At 67.7% G+C, this 18688-nt stretch carries 19 protein-coding genes; 9 read left to right on the forward strand and 10 right to left on the reverse strand.

All coding sequences use genetic code 11. The features are described 5' to 3' along the window. The 4 genes from hutU to hutI all read right to left on the reverse strand — a co-directional run. On the reverse strand, positions 1 to 1626 hold a 1626-nt coding region (hutU, locus tag N7590_RS18655), incomplete at its 3' end, for a urocanate hydratase (protein ID WP_279935784.1). Next, positions 1623 to 2477: an N-formylglutamate deformylase gene (gene hutG / locus N7590_RS18660; protein WP_053450187.1), complete on the reverse strand. Its 855-nt coding sequence runs from the start codon at positions 2475 to 2477 to the stop codon at positions 1623 to 1625. The genes hutG and hutU, both read right to left, overlap by 4 nt. After that, complete coding sequence (gene hutH, locus N7590_RS18665; RefSeq protein WP_164240973.1) at positions 2474 to 4015, reverse strand: histidine ammonia-lyase; 1542 nt, start codon at positions 4013 to 4015, stop codon at positions 2474 to 2476. Before hutH ends, hutG begins: the two co-directional genes overlap by 4 nt. Further along, on the reverse strand, positions 4012 to 5235 hold the full coding sequence (gene hutI, locus N7590_RS18670) for an imidazolonepropionase (protein ID WP_164240974.1): 1224 nt from the start codon (positions 5233 to 5235) through the stop codon (positions 4012 to 4014). Before hutI ends, hutH begins: the two co-directional genes overlap by 4 nt. Positions 5236 to 5302: 67 nt before the next feature. Between hutI and N7590_RS18675 the strand changes: the two genes are divergently transcribed. From N7590_RS18675 to N7590_RS18690, 4 genes are all read left to right on the forward strand, one after another. Beyond that, positions 5303 to 6673: a formimidoylglutamate deiminase gene (locus N7590_RS18675; RefSeq protein ID WP_164240975.1), complete on the forward strand. Its 1371-nt coding sequence runs from the start codon at positions 5303 to 5305 to the stop codon at positions 6671 to 6673. 28 nt (positions 6674 to 6701) lie between these two features. Next, a complete protein-coding gene (hutC, locus tag N7590_RS18680; protein WP_164240976.1) occupies positions 6702 to 7430 on the forward strand; it encodes a histidine utilization repressor in 729 nt (242 codons plus the stop codon). 93 nt (positions 7431 to 7523) lie between these two features. Then, positions 7524 to 7706 (forward strand): type II toxin-antitoxin system HicA family toxin, encoded by a 183-nt coding sequence (locus N7590_RS18685; RefSeq protein ID WP_080375008.1) that lies wholly within the window; start codon positions 7524 to 7526, stop codon positions 7704 to 7706. 8 nt (positions 7707 to 7714) lie between these two features. Next, the gene (locus tag N7590_RS18690) at positions 7715 to 8107 is read left to right on the forward strand and encodes a type II toxin-antitoxin system HicB family antitoxin (RefSeq protein ID WP_053450183.1); all 393 of its coding nucleotides are present in this window, start codon (positions 7715 to 7717) and stop codon (positions 8105 to 8107) included. Between the two features lie 120 nt (positions 8108 to 8227). Here the strand turns inward: N7590_RS18690 and N7590_RS18695 are convergent, their stop codons facing one another. From N7590_RS18695 to N7590_RS18705, 3 genes are all read right to left on the reverse strand, one after another. After that, positions 8228 to 9217 carry a restriction endonuclease gene (locus tag N7590_RS18695; RefSeq protein WP_053511551.1) on the reverse strand — a complete coding sequence of 330 codons (990 nt, stop codon included), beginning with the start codon at positions 9215 to 9217 and terminating at the stop codon, positions 8228 to 8230. 237 nt (positions 9218 to 9454) lie between these two features. Then, the gene (locus tag N7590_RS18700) at positions 9455 to 9946 is read right to left on the reverse strand and encodes a phasin family protein (protein WP_164240977.1); all 492 of its coding nucleotides are present in this window, start codon (positions 9944 to 9946) and stop codon (positions 9455 to 9457) included. An 80-nt stretch (positions 9947 to 10026) separates the two neighbouring features. Beyond that, entirely contained in the window at positions 10027 to 10302 is a 276-nt protein-coding gene (locus N7590_RS18705; protein ID WP_005417302.1) for a polyhydroxyalkanoic acid system family protein, read from the reverse strand. A gap of 125 nt (positions 10303 to 10427) precedes the next feature. On the opposite strand from N7590_RS18705, the gene N7590_RS18710 reads away from it, so the two are divergent. From N7590_RS18710 to aroA, 4 genes are all read left to right on the forward strand, one after another. Then, complete coding sequence (locus N7590_RS18710) at positions 10428 to 11234, forward strand: FHA domain-containing protein (RefSeq protein WP_053511549.1); 807 nt, start codon at positions 10428 to 10430, stop codon at positions 11232 to 11234. A 217-nt stretch (positions 11235 to 11451) separates the two neighbouring features. Beyond that, the gene (serC, locus tag N7590_RS18715; protein ID WP_053511548.1) at positions 11452 to 12537 is read left to right on the forward strand and encodes a 3-phosphoserine/phosphohydroxythreonine transaminase; all 1086 of its coding nucleotides are present in this window, start codon (positions 11452 to 11454) and stop codon (positions 12535 to 12537) included. 51 nt (positions 12538 to 12588) lie between these two features. Next, positions 12589 to 13788, forward strand: coding sequence for a prephenate dehydratase (gene pheA, locus N7590_RS18720; protein ID WP_053511547.1), 1200 nt, complete (start codon positions 12589 to 12591; stop codon positions 13786 to 13788). A 76-nt stretch (positions 13789 to 13864) separates the two neighbouring features. Continuing rightward, the gene (aroA, locus tag N7590_RS18725) at positions 13865 to 15172 is read left to right on the forward strand and encodes a 3-phosphoshikimate 1-carboxyvinyltransferase (protein WP_164240978.1); all 1308 of its coding nucleotides are present in this window, start codon (positions 13865 to 13867) and stop codon (positions 15170 to 15172) included. A gap of 196 nt (positions 15173 to 15368) precedes the next feature. Here the strand turns inward: aroA and N7590_RS18730 are convergent, their stop codons facing one another. Together N7590_RS18730 and N7590_RS18735 are read right to left on the reverse strand one after the other, a co-directional pair. After that, on the reverse strand, positions 15369 to 15941 hold the full coding sequence (locus N7590_RS18730) for an energy transducer TonB (protein WP_053510340.1): 573 nt from the start codon (positions 15939 to 15941) through the stop codon (positions 15369 to 15371). Positions 15942 to 16060: 119 nt separating this feature from the next. Beyond that, complete coding sequence (locus N7590_RS18735; protein ID WP_040009559.1) at positions 16061 to 16699, reverse strand: energy transducer TonB; 639 nt, start codon at positions 16697 to 16699, stop codon at positions 16061 to 16063. Positions 16700 to 16812: 113 nt separating this feature from the next. On the opposite strand from N7590_RS18735, the gene serS reads away from it, so the two are divergent. Next, complete coding sequence (gene serS, locus N7590_RS18740; protein ID WP_049458692.1) at positions 16813 to 18093, forward strand: serine--tRNA ligase; 1281 nt, start codon at positions 16813 to 16815, stop codon at positions 18091 to 18093. Between the two features lie 216 nt (positions 18094 to 18309). Here serS and N7590_RS18745 read toward each other — a convergent pair whose 3' ends face one another. Continuing rightward, positions 18310 to 18660 carry a ligand-binding protein SH3 gene (locus N7590_RS18745; RefSeq protein WP_279935785.1) on the reverse strand — a complete coding sequence of 117 codons (351 nt, stop codon included), beginning with the start codon at positions 18658 to 18660 and terminating at the stop codon, positions 18310 to 18312. Positions 18661 to 18688 lie beyond the last annotated feature (28 nt).

The following is an 18688-nucleotide window of genomic DNA, read 5'->3' on the forward strand; positions in this document are numbered from 1 at the left end:
GCAGTCGATCGCGATGTCATAGCCGGCATCGGCGTGGCGCATCACGCCGGTGGCCGGGTCGTTCCACAGCACGCGGCCGATGCGCTTGGCGGCGGCCTCGGTACCGTCGCAGACAATCACCATGCCGGCGTGCTGCGAGAAGCCCATGCCGACGCCGCCGCCGTGGTGCAGCGACACCCAGGTGGCGCCGCTGGCGGTATTGAGCAGGGCGTTCAGCAGCGGCCAGTCGGACACTGCATCGGAGCCGTCGGCCATGGCTTCGGTTTCGCGGTTCGGCGATGCCACGCTGCCGCTGTCCAGGTGGTCACGGCCGATCACCACCGGCGCCTTCAGTTCGCCGTTGGCGACCATCTCGTTGAAGGCCAGGCCGAGGCGATCACGGTCGCCCAGGCCGACCCAGCAGATGCGCGCCGGCAGGCCCTGGAACTTGATCTTCTCGGCGGCCATGTCCAGCCAGCGATGCAGGTGCGGGTTGTCCGGAATCAATTCCTTCACCTTGGCATCGGTCTTGGCGATGTCTTCCGGGTCGCCGCTCAGTGCCGCCCAGCGGAATGGGCCGATCCCGCGGCAGAACAGCGGACGGATGTAGGCCGGCACGAAACCGGGGAAGTCGAACGCGTTCTCCACGCCTTCTTCCAGCGCCATCTGCCGCAGGTTGTTGCCGTAGTCCACGGTCGGCACGCCCAGCGCGTGGAAGCCGAGCATGGCGCGAATGTGGTTGGCCATCGACGCGCGTGCAGCCTTCTCCACTTCCTTGGGAGCGGATACGCGCTTGTCGTCCCACTGCTCGACCGTCCAGCCCTGCGGCAGGTAGCCGTTCACCGGGTCGTGCGCGGAGGTCTGGTCGGTCAGCAGGTCCGGCTTCACGCCGCGCTTGAGCAGTTCGGCCAACACATCGGCGACGTTGCCCAACAGGCCCACCGACTTCGGTGTACCGGCCTTGCACGATTCGTCGATCAGGCGCAGCGCTTCGTCCAGGTTGTCGGTCCACGTATCCAGATAGCCGGTGCGCAGGCGCATGTCGATGCTGCTCTTGCGGCATTCCACCGCCAGGCACGAGGCGCCGGCCATCACCGCGGCCAGCGGTTGTGCGCCACCCATGCCGCCCAGGCCGCCGGTGAACAGCCACTTGCCGGTCAGGTCGCCACCGAAGTGCTGGCGGCCCATTTCCACGAAGGTCTCGTAGGTACCCTGCACGATGCCCTGCGCGCCGATGTAGATCCAGCTGCCGGCGGTCATCTGGCCGTACATGGCCAAGCCCTTCTTATCCAGCTCGTTGAAGTGGTCCCAGTTGGCCCAGCGCGGCACCAGGTTGGAATTGGCGATCAGCACGCGCGGTGCGTCGGCGTGGGTGCGGAACACGCCCACCGGCTTGCCTGACTGCACCAGCAGGGTCTGGTCGTCGTCCAGGCGCTTGAGCGTTTCGACGATCGCATCGAAGCTCTCCCAATCGCGCGCGGCGCGGCCGATGCCGCCGTACACCACCAGTTCCTGCGGCCGTTCGGCCACGTCCGGGTGCAGGTTGTTCATCAGCATGCGCAGCGGCGCTTCGGTCAGCCAGCTTTTGGCGTTCAGCGTGGTGCCGGTCGGCGCGGCAATGGTGCGGGACGGGTCGTTGCGGGTCATGCGGCGCTCCGGTTCGTAGCGAATTCAAGGCAGGCGTTGAGCACCTGCGCCAGGGTGTGGCGCAGCGGTGCGGCGTGGTCGGGGTCGAGCGGGGTGGGCCAGCTGTGTTCGTCCACCTGGTCGGGCAGCGGCTCGTGCATGTAGCCGCGGCAGGCCAGTTCCATCTGCAGGCTGTGCACGCCGCCGGCGACGTTGCTGTAGTGGCGTGTGATCCAGCCGCCCTTGAAGCGGCCGTTGCGCACCTGGCTCATGCCACTGATCTTCAGCAGGTTCTCCACCACATCGCTCAGCGCGTTGTCGCAGGACGTGTCCGGCGCACCGGAGGGGCCGGCGGTGCCCAGGTTGAACTGCGGCAGTTCGCCGTCGAACAGGTGTGGAATGTGCGAGCGGATCGAGTGCGCGTCGTACACCACCACGGTGCCGTGGCGTGCCCGCAGGCGGGTGATCTGCGCGGCCAGCGCATCGTGGTAGGGCAGGAAATACGTGTCGCGGCGGCGCGCGATTTCCGCGTCATCCGGTTCGCGCCCGGCGTGGTACAGCGGCTGGTTGTCGAAGGTGGTCAGCGGGCACAGCCCGGTGGTGTTCTGGCCCGGGTACAGCGAGACACCGCTGGGATCGCGGTTGAGGTCGATCACCGAGCGCGAGATCGCCGAGCGCACCGTGGTCGCGCCCATGCCGCGCACGAAGTCGTACAACTCGTGCACCCACCAGTCGGCATCGCGGCGTGCCAACCACGGCGAGTGGTAGTGGCCGATCAGGTCATGCGGCAGCTCGCTGCCGGTATGCGGGAAGCTGACGATGAGGGGGGCGTCGCCCTCGTGCACGGTCAGCCATTCGGGATGGGCATTCATGCCTGCGGTTCCACGGTCGGCAACAGATCGCTCAGGCCCTGCGCCAGCGCGCCGCTGCGCACCAGGTTGGTGGCGGTCACCATGTCCGGGTGGAAGTAGCGATCTTCTTCCAGCGTCGGCACCTGTGCGCGCAGGGTGGCGCGCACGCTTTCCAGCGCGGTGCTGGAGCGCAGCGGGGCGTGGAAGTCGCAGCCCTGCGCGGCGGCCAGCAGCTCGATGCCGATCACGTTGGCCGCGTTCTCGGCCATCTGCATCAGGCGGCGGGCGCCGTGCGCGGCCATCGACACATGGTCTTCCTGGTTGGCCGAAGTCGGGATCGAGTCAACGCTGGCCGGGTAGGCGCGCTGCTTGTTTTCCGAGACCAGCGCGGCGGCGGTCACCTGCGGAATCATGAAGCCCGAGTTGAGGCCCGGGCGCGGGGTCAGGAACGCCGGCAGGCCGGACAGCGCCGGGTCCACCAGCATCGCCAGGCGGCGCTCGCTGATCGAGCCGATCTCGCACACCGCCATCGCCAGCATGTCGGCGGCAAAGGCGACCGGCTCGGCGTGGAAGTTGCCACCGGAAAGGGCTTCGCCGGTATCGGTGAACACCAGCGGATTGTCGGACACGCCGTTGGCTTCGATTTCCAGCGTGGTCGCGGCCTGGCGCAGGATGTCCAGCGCGGCGCCCATCACCTGCGGCTGGCAGCGCAGGCAGTACGGGTCCTGCACGCGCACGTCGTTGTCACGGTGCGATTCGCGGATGTCCGAGCCCTGCATCAGCGTTCGCAGCGTGGCCGCGGTGGCGATCTGCCCGCGCTGGCCACGGATGGCGTGGATGCGCGGATCGAACGGCGTATCGGAGCCCTTGGCCGCTTCCACCGACAGTGCGCCGGTCACCAGCGCCGCCTGGAACACGGTCTCGATCTCGAACAGGCCGGCCAACGCATAGGCGGTGGAGAACTGGGTGCCGTTGAGCAGCGCCAGGCCTTCCTTCGCGCCCAGTTCAATCGGCTGCAGACCGGCGCGTGCCAGAGCATCGACGGCCGGCAGGCGTTCGTCGCCGATGAAGGCTTCGCCCACGCCCAGCATCACGCTGGCCAGGTGCGAGAGCGGTGCCAGGTCGCCCGAAGCACCCACCGAGCCCTGTGCCGGCACCACCGGCAGCACGCCCTTGACCAGCATCGCTTCCAGCAGCAGCAGGGTGTCCTCGCGGATGCCCGAAGCACCCTGCGCCAGGCTGACCAGCTTCAGCGCCATCATCAGGCGCACCACGCTGGCCGGCATCGGCTCGCCCACACCGGCAGCATGTGAGAGCACGATGTTCCGCTGCAGGGTGGCCAGGTCCTCGCGCTCGATGCGCACGCTGGCCAGCTTGCCGAAGCCGGTGTTGATGCCATAGACCGGCGCGCCCTTGGCGACGATGGCGGCCACGGCCGCGGCACTGGCACGCACCACCGGCAGCGCGGCCGGGTCCAGTGCCAGCGGTGAACCGCGATAGACCTGCCGCCACTGGGCGAGAGTGACGTGGCCGGGGCGAAGAACCAGGGTGTTGCTCATGTGTTGCTCCAGGAGGCAGGCAGGTCGGGCTGTCCGCGCACCACGCGCGCGTGCAGCGGGTTGAATCCAATGCGATAGACCAGGTCGGCGGGGGCGTCGATGTCCCAGATCGCCAGGTCGCAGTCCATGCCCACGGCCAGTCGGCCGATACGGTCGCCATGGCCCAGTGCACGCGCCGCTTCACGGGTGAAGCCGGCGATGCACTCGTCCACGGTCAGGCGGAACAGGGTGGCGCCCATGTTCATCGCCAGCAGCGGGCTGGTCAGGGGCGAGGTGCCCGGGTTGCTGTCGGTGGCCAGCGCCAGCGGCACCCCGGCCGCACGCAGCGCCGCGATCGGCGGCAGGGTGGTATCGCGGGTGAAATAGAAGGCGCCGGGTAGCAGCACGGCGACCGTGCCGGCGGCGGCCATTGCCGCGATGCCGGCGTCATCGAGGTGTTCGATATGGTCGGCCGAGAGTGCACCGAAGCCGGCCGCCAGTTCGGCGCCATGCTGGTTGCTCAGCTGCTCGGCATGGATCTTCACTGCCAGCCCGTGGGTACGTGCCGCCTCGAACACCTGCCGCGCCTGTGCGGGCGAGAAGGCGATGTTCTCGCAGAACACGTCCACTGCTTCGGCCAGGCCTTCGGCGGCGATGGCCGGAATCATCACGTTGCACACCTCGTCGGTGTACTCCTGGGCCTCGCGGCCCGGCGGAATGGCATGCGCGCCGAGGAAGGTGGTCACCACGTTGACCCGGCATTCCTCGCCCAGTGCACGCGCCACCTGCAGCTGCTTGCGTTCGTCGGGCAGGGTCAGGCCGTAGCCGGATTTGATCTCGATCGTGGTCACGCCTTCGGCGCGCATCGCCAGCAGGCGCGGGCGGCTTTCGTGGGCCAGCTGTTCCGGCGTGGCGGCGCGGGTGGCACGCACGGTGGAGACGATGCCGCCACCGGCACAGGCGATCTCCGCATAGCTGACGCCCTGCAGGCGCTGCTCGAACTCGTTGGCGCGGTTGCCGGCGTAGACCAGATGGGTGTGGCAGTCGATCAGTCCCGGCGAGATCCAGCGGCCTTCGCCGTCGATGCGGGTGGTCGGTTGCAGGTGGGCATCGCTGCCGGCGCTGCCGACATGGACGATGCGCCCGTCGGCGCAGGCCAGCACGCCATCGCGGATGACGCCCAGGCCGTCGCCGTCGAGGGTGATCAGGTGGACGTTGGACCAGAGAGTATCGACGTGCATGGCATCCACAACGCGGCTGTGCTTATATGTCTATACAATATAGGCGTCCATTTCGGGTTGTCCAGCCATGTCCGATTCGCGTTCCCCCCACAGATTCCATGCCGCCCACGCCCTGCTGGCCGGAGGCTGGGCCCGCGATGTCCAGCTGCAGGTGCAGGACGGCCGCATCACGGACATCCGCACGGGGCAGGATGTGCAGCCGGGCGATACTCGGGTCGGCATCCTGGTGCCGGGCCTGCCCAACCTGCACAGCCACGCGTTCCAGCGCGGCATGGCCGGCCTGACCGAGATCGGCGGCGGTGACGGCGACAGTTTCTGGAGCTGGCGCGAGCTGATGTACCGCTTCCTGGCCCACCTGCGCCCGGACGCGGTGCAGGCCATCGCCGCCCAGGCCTATATGGAAATGCTGGAAAGTGGTTTCACCCGCGTTGGCGAATTCCACTATCTGCACCACGACGCCGACGGCCGCCCGTATGCCAACCGTGCCGAGATGAGTGCGCGGATTGCGGCGGCGGCCGATCAGACCGGCATCGGCCTGACCCTGTTGCCGGTGTTCTATGCCCATGCCGATTTTGGCGGTGCGGCGCCGAATCCCGCGCAGCGTCGCTTGATCCACGATGTGGACGGCTTCGCGCAGCTGTTGGAGGCCGCCAAGCCAGCATTGGCCACGCTGCCCGATGCGGTGCTCGGCATCGCGCCGCACAGTCTGCGTGCAGTCACGGGCGAGGAACTGGGTGCATTGTTGCCGCTCACCGAAGGCCCGGTGCATATCCACATCGCCGAGCAGGTGCGCGAAGTCGAGGCCTGCCTGGCCTGGAGCGGCCAGCGCCCGGTGCAGTGGCTGTTCAACCATGCGCCGGTGGATGCGCGCTGGTGCCTGGTGCATGCCACCCACATCACCGATGACGAGCGCGCAGCCATCGTGGCCAGCCAGGCCGTGGCCGGCCTGTGCCCGATCACCGAGGCAAACCTGGGCGACGGCCTGTTCCCGATGCAGGCGTTTGCACGCGAAGGCGGGCGCTTCGGTGTCGGTTCCGATTCCAACGTGCTGATCGATGCTGCCGAAGAACTGCGCCTGCTCGAGTACGGCCAGCGCCTGACCCTGCGCGGGCGCAATGTGCTGGCCCCGGATGCCACCCGCAGCACCGGTCGCTTCCTGTTCGAGGGCGCACTGCACGGCGGTGCGCAGGCGCTGGGCGTGGCCGCCGGACTGCAGGTCGGTGCCAGTGCCGACCTGGTTGAACTTGACGCTGCGCATCCCGCGCTGCAGGCGCGACAGGACGACGCATGGCTTGACAGCTGGGTGTTCGCCGCACGTAATGGCGCGCTGCGATCGGTCTGGCGCCATGGCCGCCAGTGCGTGGCCGACGGCCGCCACCTGCAGCGCGAGGCGATCACCAGCGCCTTCGCCGCCGCCCTGAAGGGCGTGCTGGCCTGATCGCCTCCCGCCACCGAGACCCCATTACGTGAAGGCCAGCAAGTCCGCCACGCTCAACCAGCGTATCCGCAGCGATCTGGAAAGCCGCATCCTCAGCGGAGAGTGGGCGCCGGGCTTCCGTATTCCGTACGAGCACGAGCTGATGGAGCAGTACGATTGCTCGCGGATGACGGTGAACAAGGTGCTGACCGCATTGGCCGAGAGCGGCATGATCGAGCGCCGCCGTCGCGCCGGCTCGTTCGTGGCGCGGCAGCCGCCGCACCTGGAGCAGGTGGCGCTGGAGATCCCCGATATCGCGATGGAGGTCGGCTCGCGCGGCCATCAGTATGGCTACCGCCTGCTGCAACGCGAACAGCGCCTGGCCGACGCCGGCAATGCCGGTGAAGTGGAGCTGGCCGGGCAGCAGAAGCTGCTGGCGATGCGCTGCCTGCACCTGGCCGATGGTCGCCCGCTGGCGCTGGAACACCGCTTGATCAGTCCGGTGGGCGTGCCCGAGGTGCTGGAGGTCGATTTCAACACCACAGCGCCGGGCAGCTGGCTGCTGCAGAACGTGTCATGGACCCGGGCCCAGCACCGCATCAGTGCCTGGGGCGCGGACAGCGCCACGGCCAAGCTGCTGGACGTGAAGCCCGGCACCGCCTGCCTGGTGATCGAGCGCCTGACCTGGCGCGGTGAACAGCCGATCACCCGCGTGCGGCAGGTGTTCCTGGGCGACGCCTGGGATCTGGTGGCGCGCTTTGCGCCTGGGGCGCGCTAGGGGGCCATCCACGCATGGCGTGGATCTACTGGTGCGGAACGTCTGTCGCCTTGAACTCTGTCGGGGCGTGTGTACGATGTGTATCGTCCCTGCATGAAGAGCAGGGAGCTCATCCGGGATCTGGAAGCGGCAGGTTGGACCTGTCGGCGGATTCGCGGATCCCATCATGTATTCGTGCACCCGCAGTGCCCTCACATCATCACCGTGCCTCATCCAAGGAAGGATCTGGGAAAGGGGCTGGTGCTGGCGTTGCGGAAGCTCGCAGGGCTGACGTAGGAGGTCCCATGCGCTATCCAGTCTTGATCGAGGCAGGCGATGAACGTACCGCGTGGGGCGTCGTCGTTCCGGATCTGCCCGGGTGCTTCTCGGCGGCCGACACGCTTGATGATGCGCTCAGCGCTGCGGAAGAGGCTGCGCTTGCCTGGATCGACGCGGCCCTGGATGACGGGCGCTCGATTCCGACACCTTCCGCACCCCAGAAGATCGCCGCCGAGGCATCAAGGGACACCCGCTGGATTCTTGCCTACATCTGCATTGACCCGGCGCTGCTGGACGACACCATCGAGCGGGTCAACATCAGCCTGCCACGCCGGATCCTGGCGAGACTGGATGCGCAGGCAAGAGCGGCGGGTGAATCGCGTTCCAGCTACATCGCCCATCTGGCTGCATTGGGCTGAGCAGGCGCGATGTAGAGCCGAGCCATGCTCGGCTGCTGTTGCGCGACGCGCGATGAGTCGAGCGTGGCTCGACTCTGCAGGTGGCATCCACGCATGGCGTGGATCTGCCGGATTCGCCCATCAATACGTAGCGCACTGTCGCCAGCGCACCGGCTCATCCACGCCGGGGCGGGCATTGAGCTGGATGCGCACGTTGCGCAGCGCGGGGTAGTGCAGCACTTCCTCGCAGACCCGTGGCCACACCGCGTCCAGTTCACCGGTGCGGTTGATCGCCAGGGTCTGCCGGGTCAGCCACACGCCGCTGGCAATGCCGGGCTTGCCGGCCAGCGCACGGGCCAGCTCGGCCTGGTAGCGATCCAGGGTGGCCGCATCCGGGTTCGGATTGCGGCGCGCGTCAGTATCCGAGGGGGTCGGTGCAGTGGCCGGTGCTGCCGCAGCCGGGGCCGGCTCGGTTGCGGGTGCGACCGCAGGCGCCGCCGCCATCGGTGCAGCTGCAACAGGCCTGGCCTCTTCCATGTGCAGCCCCTGCAGGCCCAGGCCGACCAGCAACCCGAGCGTGACCGAGCCCAGTGCGGCTATGGCGATCCGGCGCAGCGCCTCATGCCTGGCGCTGGCGCGCACGCGCGCTTCGATGTCGCCCGGCAGGTAGGGTTGCAGCAGTGGCCACAGGCGTGGGCCGTCCAGCACTTCAACCGCCTGCTTTTCCGCAGCACTGCGGCCATCGCGTTCGATCCGGCCCTCGGTCAGCAGTACACCGCCCCTGGCGCCGGCCAGGCGTGCAGCCGCGCCCAGTTCATTCACCGCGGCGGTGCCGATGCGGTAGGCCAGGCCGTGCTTGCATGACACCAGCCACTGGTTCGGGCCGTCGCTGAGCAGGAAATCACTGCTCGGCTCGCGGGATTCCTCGGAAGGGTCATTCAGTTCGCGCAGGCCACGCTGCTCGCGCAGCATGCGCTTGACCAGTACCGAGAATTCGCGCCAGTGCATGCCGGCCAGGGCCTGCAGGCCGAGTTGCATCTCCTTCTGCCGCCGCTTGATCCACCACAGATAGACAACGGCAAGGGAACAGCTAAACAGGGCCGACAGCAGGGCCAGGATCCAGGGGAGCATGCAGGAGGTGCGCGGAGGGGGCGAGTGCGGAAGACGACAGTGTAAAGGTCGTATCGCGCCGCTGGGTCAGGAGGTTCCTGACAGGAAATGTGACGGCGCACGCAGATTCGGCATACGACGGACACGAAAAACCCGCCAATCCTGAAGCCGTGAGGGGAGGGAACAAACGGCAGCCGAAGCGATTGGCGGGTTGCTCGCGATTGTCAATCAAAATTTATTGCATTGCAACAATGGCGGTCAGGGCACGCTGTCCGGTGACTGATGGCTGCCCGGGGCGGGAGCGTCGGCGCCGGAGGCGGCGCGGTTCTCCAGCTTGGCCAGGCGCGCATGCAGTGCATCGATGCGGGCTTCCAGCGCCGTCACTTCGTCGGCGGTGGGTACATGCAGGCGCTTGAGGACGCCCTGCACCTGGTCGTCGAAGGCCTTTTCGACCTTGTTCCAGGTGCCGGAGGCCTTTTCGCGGGCTTCGTCCAGCGACGATTCCACGTTGTCGCGCCAACCCGGGCCCTGCTCGCCGTTGCGTTCACGGCGGCGTGCCTCCCAGGCTTCGCCTTCCTTCACCAGGCCATCGAAGAAGCGGCTGCCTTCGGCCTGGGCACGGCCCAGCGCGCCGAGGCCGGCCAGCCAGACCTGCTGCGCGGAGTCGCTGATCTTGCGCGAGAAGCGCTCGGCCTGGTCACCGAAAGAAGCGTCGTCGTTGCGGCGGTCGTCGTTCTCGTACTGGTTCATCGCACTTCCCGTGGGAGTTGGGCCTGCCCCGAGAGTAGCGCGCGTTGGCGTTGCACGGCCGTGATGGCCGCCGTCGGGATTCAGCCCAGCTTTTCCTTCAGCACGCGCTGGATCTCGCCTTCGACCATGCCCTTCATCGCCGACAGCAGGAAGCCCAGCTTGGCGGTCACGCGCACGGCGCCCGGCTGCAGTTCGATCGCGCCGTCCACGCCGCTGCCGGAGAAATTCAGCACATCGGCGGTCCACGAGGACTTCAGGCCGAAGCGCTCGGACAGCTTGGCGGCAACCTGTTCGATTGCCGCGCGCGCCTGTGCGTCGGGCAGGGCGTGGGCGTGGCGGACATCGATGGTGGACATGCAGGCTCCTGGCGCAGGGCGGGGATGATCAATGAGGGCGAGCATTGTGCGCATCGAGGGCCTTCGCGCCAAGCACTCATCGCAGGTTCTTCTTCGTTGGCGGCCAACCTGCTAGGCTGCGCCGCGTGCAGAACCTGCTTGTTCACTTCAGTCAGCAACAACAGCCCGACCAGCCCCTGCGGCCCGGGGTGCAGCGCATCGTGCGCCAGGCCAACGGCAGCGTGCGGCTCGGCGACGCCGGCAACGGCGCCCTGCTGCTGGCGCAGTTCTGCATGGACGACCGCGGCCTCTGGCTGCAGGTCGGCAACGGTATCCGCGGCATCCACGTGAACGGCCGGCCGGTGCGCCGGATGGCCCTGCTGCGTGCAGGCGACGCAGTGTATGTGGATGGCGTGGAGATGGTGCTGCAGGGTGAGGTCGAAAGCCTGTTGCAGGCGCCGGCGCCGAAAAACGAAGAGGTCAGCGACGAACAGCAGCGCCTGCTGCGCGGTGTCGGTGGCCTCCATCATGGGCGCGGCTTCAATCTGTCGCGGGCCCGCCTGATTGGCCGCGGCAGCGAGGCCGACATCGCCATCGATGACCCGGCGTTCGCCGAGCAGCACGCCCGCGTAGAAGTGCACGGCGAGCGCGTACTGCTTCGCGACCTGGGCAGTGCCGACGGTACCCGGGTCAACGGCGTGGCCGTGCGCCACTGCTGGCTGCAGGCCGGCGACCAGGTGGTGTTCGATGGCCAGCACCGTTTCGTGCTGGAAGTACCGCATGATCCGCGTCGGCGACCGCTGCCGGTCGAGGACGAGTCGAGCCAGGATGCCGAGCAGGCGTCGGTGCTGCCGGCTGCACCGCGCAAGGTGCGGCGCTGGCCGTGGCTGCTGGCGAGCGCACTGCTGCTGGCCGCGCTGCTCAGCCTGCTGCTCTGGTTCGGCGCGCGCTGACCTGAACCCTCGGGGGCCGCTCTGGTGGGTGCCGACCTTGGTCGGCACGCTTCTTCGGCGGGCTTGACGCCTGACGGCGTACGCCGACCAAGGTCGGCGGCTACCGGCACCATGCTGGCGGCGAATGGATTCCAATGAAACCAAATTTCCCTTGCCGCACTAGGCCGCAAGGCTGGTGCACTGCGGCATACTACGGGTCTTGCCCCACAGGTGTGACATGACGCGCGCGTTCAACTTCAGTGCCGGCCCTGCAACCTTGCCGGAATCGGTCCTGCGCCAGGCGCAGGCGGAAATGCTGGACTGGCACGGGTCCGGCGCCTCGATCGTGGAAATGAGCCATCGCGGCGCGGAGTTCATGTCCGTGGCGGCCGAGGCCGAGGCCGACCTGCGGCGCCTGCTCGACATCCCCGACGACTATGCGGTGCTGTTCCTGCCCGGTGGCGCCACCACCCAGCAGGCGCTGATCCCGCTCAACTTCGCCGCCCCCGGCCAGCGCGCCGACTACGTGGTCAGCGGCCACTGGGGCAAGACCGCGGTCAAGCAGGCCGGTGTCTACGTCGACGTCAACATTGCCGCCAGCAGCGAGGCCGATGGCTACCGCACGCTGCCGCCGCGTGCCGACTGGCAGCTCTCGCCTGAGGCCGCCTACGTGCACATCACCGCCAACGAGACCATCCACGGCGTCGAGTTCCGTGATGTGCCCGACACCGGCAATGTCCCGTTGATCGCCGACTTCAGTTCGTCCATCGCCAGCGAGCCGCTGGACGTGCGCCGCTACGGCGTGATCTACGCCGGCGCGCAGAAGAACCTCGGCCCGGTCGGCATCGCGGTGATGATCATCCGCCGTGACCTGCTTGAACGCAGTGGCCAGCCGCGCGCGGACATCTTCGATTACCGCTCGCACGTCGCCCGCGATTCGATGCTCAATACCCCGCCGACCTGGAACTGGTACCTGGCCGGGCTGGTGTTCAAGTGGATGCTGGCCGAAGGTGGCGTGGCCGAGTTCGCCAAGCGCAACGCCGCCAAGGCCGCCCTGGTGTACGGCGCCATCGACGGCTCCGGTGGCTTCTACCGCAACGAAGTCGCGCATGCGGCGCGTTCGCGGATGAACATCCCGTTCTTCCTGCCCGATGCCGACCTCGATGCCCGCTTCGTGGCCGAAGCCAAGGCCGCCGGCCTGCTGGCGCTGAAGGGGCACAAGGTGGTCGGGGGCATCCGCGCCTCGCTGTACAACGCCATGCCGCTGGCCGGGGCCGAGGCGCTGGTCGCCTTCATGGCCGATTTCCAGCAGCGTCACGGTTGAGCAATGAACGGCGCGCACCGTCGGGTGCGTGCCCCGCAACAAGGAACTCCGATGGCAAGCAGCAAATCCAGCAAGAAGGCGCCGAAGAAGGCCGAACCGGCCAAGGGCAGCGCGCCCGCCAGGGCGAAGGGCAAGGCCAAGGCCGCCTCGAACCCGGCACCGACCCTGGCGCCGCTGGCGTTGGCCGATGTGCGCTCGAAGATCGACCAGATCGACCGTGACATCCAGAACCTGATCGCCGAGCGCGCGCGCTTCGCCCATCAGGTGGGCAAGGCCAAGGGCAAGCTCGCCGCCGCCGTCGACTACTACCGCCCCGAGCGCGAAGCGCAGGTGCTGCGCATGGTGGTGGACCGCAACGAAGGCCCGCTCAGCGACGAGCTGCTGGTGCATGTCTATCGCGAGATCATGTCGGCCTGCCTGGCCCAGCAGGAGCCGCTGAAGATCGGCTACCTCGGCCCGGAAGGCACCTTCAGCCAGCAGGCCGTGCTCAAGCACTTCGGCCGCTCGGCGCTGGGCCTGCCGATGGCGAGCATCGAAGAAGTATTCCAGGAAGTGGAAGCGGGCAACGCCGATTTCGGCGTGGTGCCGGTGGAGAATTCGGGGCAGGGCACCATCCAGATCACCCTGGACATGTTCCTGACCTCCAACCTGAAGATCTGCGGCGAAGTGGAACTGCGCGTGCAGCAGTACCTGATGTCGCGCAGCGGCCGCATCGAGGACATCGAGCGCATCTACGCACACCCGCAGTCGTTCATGCAGACCTCGGCCTGGCTGCGCGCCAACCTGCCGAAGGCCGAGAAGATTCCGGTGTCGAGCAATGCCGAAGGCGCGCGCCGTGCGCGCAACGCCGACGATGCAGCGGCCATCGGTGGCGAGAGCGCCGGCCATGTGTACGGCCTGAAGAAGGTGGTCACCAAGCCGATCCAGAACGACGCCGACAACACCACCCGCTTCCTGGTGGTGGGCCGCAACATCTTCCCGACCTCCGGCCATGACCGCACCTCGGTGCTGGTGTTCATCCATGACAAGCCCGGTGCGCTGTTCGACGTGCTCAGCCCGTTCGCCCGCCATGGCATCAGCATGAACCGCATCGAGTCGCGCCCGTCGCACCACGGCAAGTGGGAATACGGCTTCTTCATCGACCTGGCCGGCCATATCGACGACGCGCCGATGCAGGCCGCGCTGGCCGAACTGGAAGCGCACTCGGCGCAGATCAAGGTGCTGGGTTCCTATCCGGTGGCCGTGCCCTGAGTGCTGCTGTGGCGGCTGCGGCCGCTGCCCCCTGATGCATCGCCGGCGCTGTCGGCGTTTACGGAATGATCGAACGATGAGCAACGCGCAACACTGGATTGCCCGCAAGGGCCAGCCGCTGCAGGGCAGCCTGACCATTCCCGGCGACAAGTCGGTCTCGCACCGCTCGGTGATGTTCGCCGCGCTGGCCGATGGCACCTCGCATATCGACGGCTTCCTGGAAGGCGAAGACACCCGCGCCACCGCGCGCATCTTCAGCCAGCTGGGCGTGCGCATCGAAACGCCGAGCCCGTCGCAGCGCATCGTGCACGGCGTCGGCCTCGACGGCCTGAAAGCACCGGACGCGCCGTTGGACTGCGGCAACGCCGGTACCGGCATGCGCCTGCTGGCCGGCCTGCTGGCCGGGCAGGCGTTTGATTGCACGCTGATCGGCGATGAATCGCTGTCTGGCCGCCCGATGCGCCGCGTCACCGGCCCGCTGTCGCAGATGGGTGCAAAGATCGATACCGAGAGCGATGGCACGCCGCCGCTGCACGTGCATGGCGGCCAGACGCTGCACGGCATCGACTTCGCCTCGCCGGTGGCCAGCGCACAGATCAAGTCGGCCGTACTGCTGGCCGGCCTGTATGCGCAGGGCGAAACCCAGGTGACCGAACCGCACCCGACCCGCGACTACACCGAGCGCATGCTGTCCGCGTTTGGCGTGGACATCGAATTCTCGCCGGGCAAGGCGCGCCTGCGCGGTGGCCAGCGCCTGCGTGCCACCGACATCGTGGTGCCGGCCGACTTCTCCTCGGCCGCGTTCTACCTGGTGGCGGCCAGCATCATTCCCGGCTCCGAGCTGCGCCTGAAGCAGGTCGGCCTGAACCCGCGCCGCACCGGCCTGCTGCATGCGCTGCGCCTGATGGGCGCAGACATCACCGAAGAGAACCCGGCCGAGCAGGGCGGTGAACCGGTGGCTGATCTGCTGGTGCGCTACGCGCCGCTGAAGGGCGCGCGCATTCCGGAAGCGCTGGTGCCGGACATGATCGATGAGTTCCCGGCGCTGTTCGTGGCCGCTGCCGCCGCCGAGGGCGAGACCGTGGTCAGCGGCGCCGCCGAGCTGCGGGTCAAGGAATCCGATCGTCTGGCTGCGATGGCCACCGGCCTGCGCGCGCTGGGCATGCAGGTGGACGAAACCGAAGATGGCGCCACCTTGCACGGCGGTGCGCGCCTGGGCAGCGGCACCATCGAAAGCCACGGCGACCACCGCATTGCCATGGCGTTCGCCATCGCCGGCCAGATCAGCGATGGCGAAGTGCGCATCAACGACATCGCCAACGTCGCCACATCCTTCCCGGACTTCGACGGCCTGGCACGCAGCGCCGGGTTCAACCTGGCCTGAGCGGCCACGTCCGGCGGACGACACAACCCGGTAGGTGCCAACCCTGGTTGGCACGCTTTCATCAACCGGTAGGTGCCAACCTTGGTTGGCACGCCTTCATCAACCGGTAGGTGCCAACCTTGGTTGGCACGCCTTTCCATATAAAAAGACGGAGGCCGAAGCCTCCGTCGAAACATCACGAACCCCTCGTCCGCGATCAACGCTGCTCGGTACGGAAATCCACCGGAACCCGCACCACGCTTGCTACTGCGCGGCCGTCATGCACCGCAGGCTGGAACTTCCAGTTCTGCACGGTGTTGAGCACCGCACGATCCAGGTCGCGGCTGCGCTCGCCACTGCGCGAAACAATCGCAGCATTGGCGACATTGCCGCGGGTATCGACATTCAGGCTGGCGATCACGCTGCCCTGCACGCCACTACGAAGTGCAGCGGCGGGGTAGGTCGGCATGCGGTTGCTGGCCAGCGGGCGCGCTTCACGATTGCGCACCACCGGCGCGGCCTTGCGCTGGCTGGAAGCCGGTGCGGCCTGGCGCACGGCAGGCGCCGCAGCATCGGCAACCGCGGCCTGCTCAGGGGCCGGCAGCATGCGCTCGCCAACCGGTGCCGGCGCCACATCTTCCTGGTTCGAGTGACGCAGCCACAGCAGGGCGGCCGCGAACATCGCCACGATCAGCGCGATCCACATCCACGGTGATGTGGGCCTGTGCTGCACGCTGGAATCCTGCTGCAGCTGCGGCGAATGGAGGTCTTCGTGGGTGGTGGCAGTCATCGCAAACTCCTTCCGTCAATGGACGACGTGGGCAGTGTTGCCCGAGCCATGGACGAGGAGTGTCAGCGTTGCGTCAACGCAACCGGCAGGGTTCAGTTTGCCTGCCGGCAAGCGTTCAGTTACTGCGTCTTGAAGTCGAACGGCACTTCAATGCTGCCGGGTACGGCCTGGCCGTTGCTCTGCGCCGGAGTAAAGCGCCAGCGGCGCACTGCATCGGTGGCGGCACGGTCGAGCTCGCGTGAGCCACTGCGCTGGATCACCGTGGCGTTGTTCGGATAGCCGGTGGCATCCACATCCACGCGCACCACCACGCTGCCGGTCTCACCGGCACGCAGGGCGGCGGCAGGATAGGCAGGCGGCGGCGACTGGCCGGCAATCGGCATCGGCTGGCTGTTGCCGGTGGCCGCCGGCGCAGGGCCCGGTGCAGCCGGGGCCGCTTCCGCCACCGGGGCAGGCGGCGGCGGGGCGGTTTCGACCAGCTTCGGGGCTTCTTCCTCCACCGGGGCCGGTTTGGCATCGGGCATGTCGCTGGAGCCCGCGGCCGCGGCCAGCGGCTCCGGCAATGGCTCCACCTGGGCCGTTTCCTGCGGGGTCTGCGCGGCCGGGTCGGCGCGGAAGAATTCCTTGTCGCGGCCGGTCAGCCAGACCAGCACGAACAGCAGGATGCCCACGCCGAACGCGATGCCGGCGATCTTCAGGGCGTTGCGCGGGATATGCACAGTGAACGACTTGGCGGACGACGAGCGGGGTGCAGACATGGACCGGACCAGTACGGAATAGCCCGATTCTGCCACGGCGGGAATGAACCGGGCGGCAGAAATCCGTATAACAAGCGATAATCCCGTCCCTGATACCCACCACGACACCTGCCATGCTTGATCCAGCCCTGCTCCGCCACCAGCCCGCCGACCTCGCCGAACGCCTGCGCACCAGCCGCGGCTTCGAGCTCGACGTGTCTGCCCTGGAGTCCCTGGAGGCCGATCGCAAGCGTATCCAGGTGCGTACCCAGGAGCTGCAGAGCCTGCGCAACAGCCGTTCCAAGGCCATCGGCCAGGCCAAGGCCAAGGGCGAGGACGTCTCGGCCATCATGGCCGAGGTCGCCGCGTTCGCCGACGAACTGAAGGCCTCGGAAGTGGCGCTGGACGAGCTGCGCGAGAAGATCGATGCGATCTCGATGGGCATCCCGAATATTCCGGCCGATGACGTGCCGGCCGGGGCCGACGAGAACGACAACGTCGAGCAGGCGCGCTGGGGTACCCCGCGCCAGTTCGATTTCAAGGTGCTGGATCACGTCGAACTCGGCGCCCGCAATGGCTGGCTGGACGGCGAGACCGCCGCCAAGCTGTCCGGCTCGCGCTTCACCGTGCTGCGCGGCCCGATCGCGCGCCTGCACCGTGCGCTGGCCCAGTTCATGGTCGACCTGCATACCGGCGAGCACGGCTATGAAGAGACCAACGTACCGCTGCTTGTCAACGCCGATTCGCTGCGTGGCACCAGCCAGCTGCCGAAGTTCGAGGACGACCTGTTCAAGACCGCCGTGGGTGATTCCACGCGTTACCTGATCCCGACCTCGGAAGTGCCGCTGACCAACATCGTGCGCGACGAGATCGTGGATGCCGAGCGCCTGCCGCTGCGCATGACCGCGCATTCGATGTGCTTCCGCGCCGAGGCTGGCAGCGGTGGCCGCGACGTGCGCGGCATGATCCGCCAGCACCAGTTCGAGAAGGTCGAGCTGGTCTCGATCAGCCGCCCGGAAGACAGCGACGCCGAGCACCAGCGCATGACCCGCTGCGCCGAAGTGGTGCTGGAAAAGCTGGGCCTGCCGTACCGCAAGGTGCTGCTGTGCACCGGCGACATGGGCTTCTCGGCGATCAAGACCTACGACCTGGAAGTCTGGCTGCCGTCGCAGGAGACCTACCGCGAGATTTCCTCGTGCTCGAACTGCGGTGATTTCCAGGCCCGCCGCATGCAGGCCCGCTGGCGCAACCCGGCCACCGGCAAGCCGGAGCTGGCGCACACCCTGAATGGCTCGGGCGTGGCGGTGGGCCGCGCGATGATCGCGGTGATGGAGAACTACCAGAACGCCGACGGCAGCATCACCGTGCCGGAAGCGCTGCGCCCGTACATGGGCGGCCTGGAAACCATCGCCTGACTCCCTGATCGGGCGGGTGCCATGCGTGCATGGCACCGCTGCGGCTCTGGTGGATACCATGCTTGCATGGCATTGCCGTGGCTCTGGTGGGTGCCATGCTTGCATGGCACCTCAGTGGCTCGGGTGGGTGCCATGCTTGCATGGAACCGAATGCACGCACGGCGTGGATCTACAATGCCGGTTACATCTACGCCCTGCGTCAATGAACTACCGCGATCACTCCATGACGCGCACCTTCTCCAACGGCACCCATCCGGGTTCGCCCGTTTCCGGTACGCACCACGCCCAGCCATTGAGCGTGCGTTCCCCGCGCAGCACCTGCCCGGGATCCACATCCAGTTCCCGCGCGCAGTAAGCCTCCGTGGCAAAAGCGCCACCCTGCGCATCGCGGCCGATCACCGGCGCCGGCACGAAACCGGGCTGCTGTCCCTCGGCTTCGCAAAGGAACCAGTCGTCCCAGCCCTCCGGGCCTTCATAACGCTCGCCCACCACCAGCGCCTGGCCGCGGCGTAGGGTGATCGGGTGCGGAAATTCGCTGCGGTGCGCAGCCGTCACGATGTAGTTCATGCCTCAGCCTAACGCGTCGCCCAAGAAA

This window comes from Stenotrophomonas sp. GD04024, assembly GCF_029837545.1.
In the GTDB taxonomy this organism is placed as follows: domain Bacteria; phylum Pseudomonadota; class Gammaproteobacteria; order Xanthomonadales; family Xanthomonadaceae; genus Stenotrophomonas; species Stenotrophomonas forensis.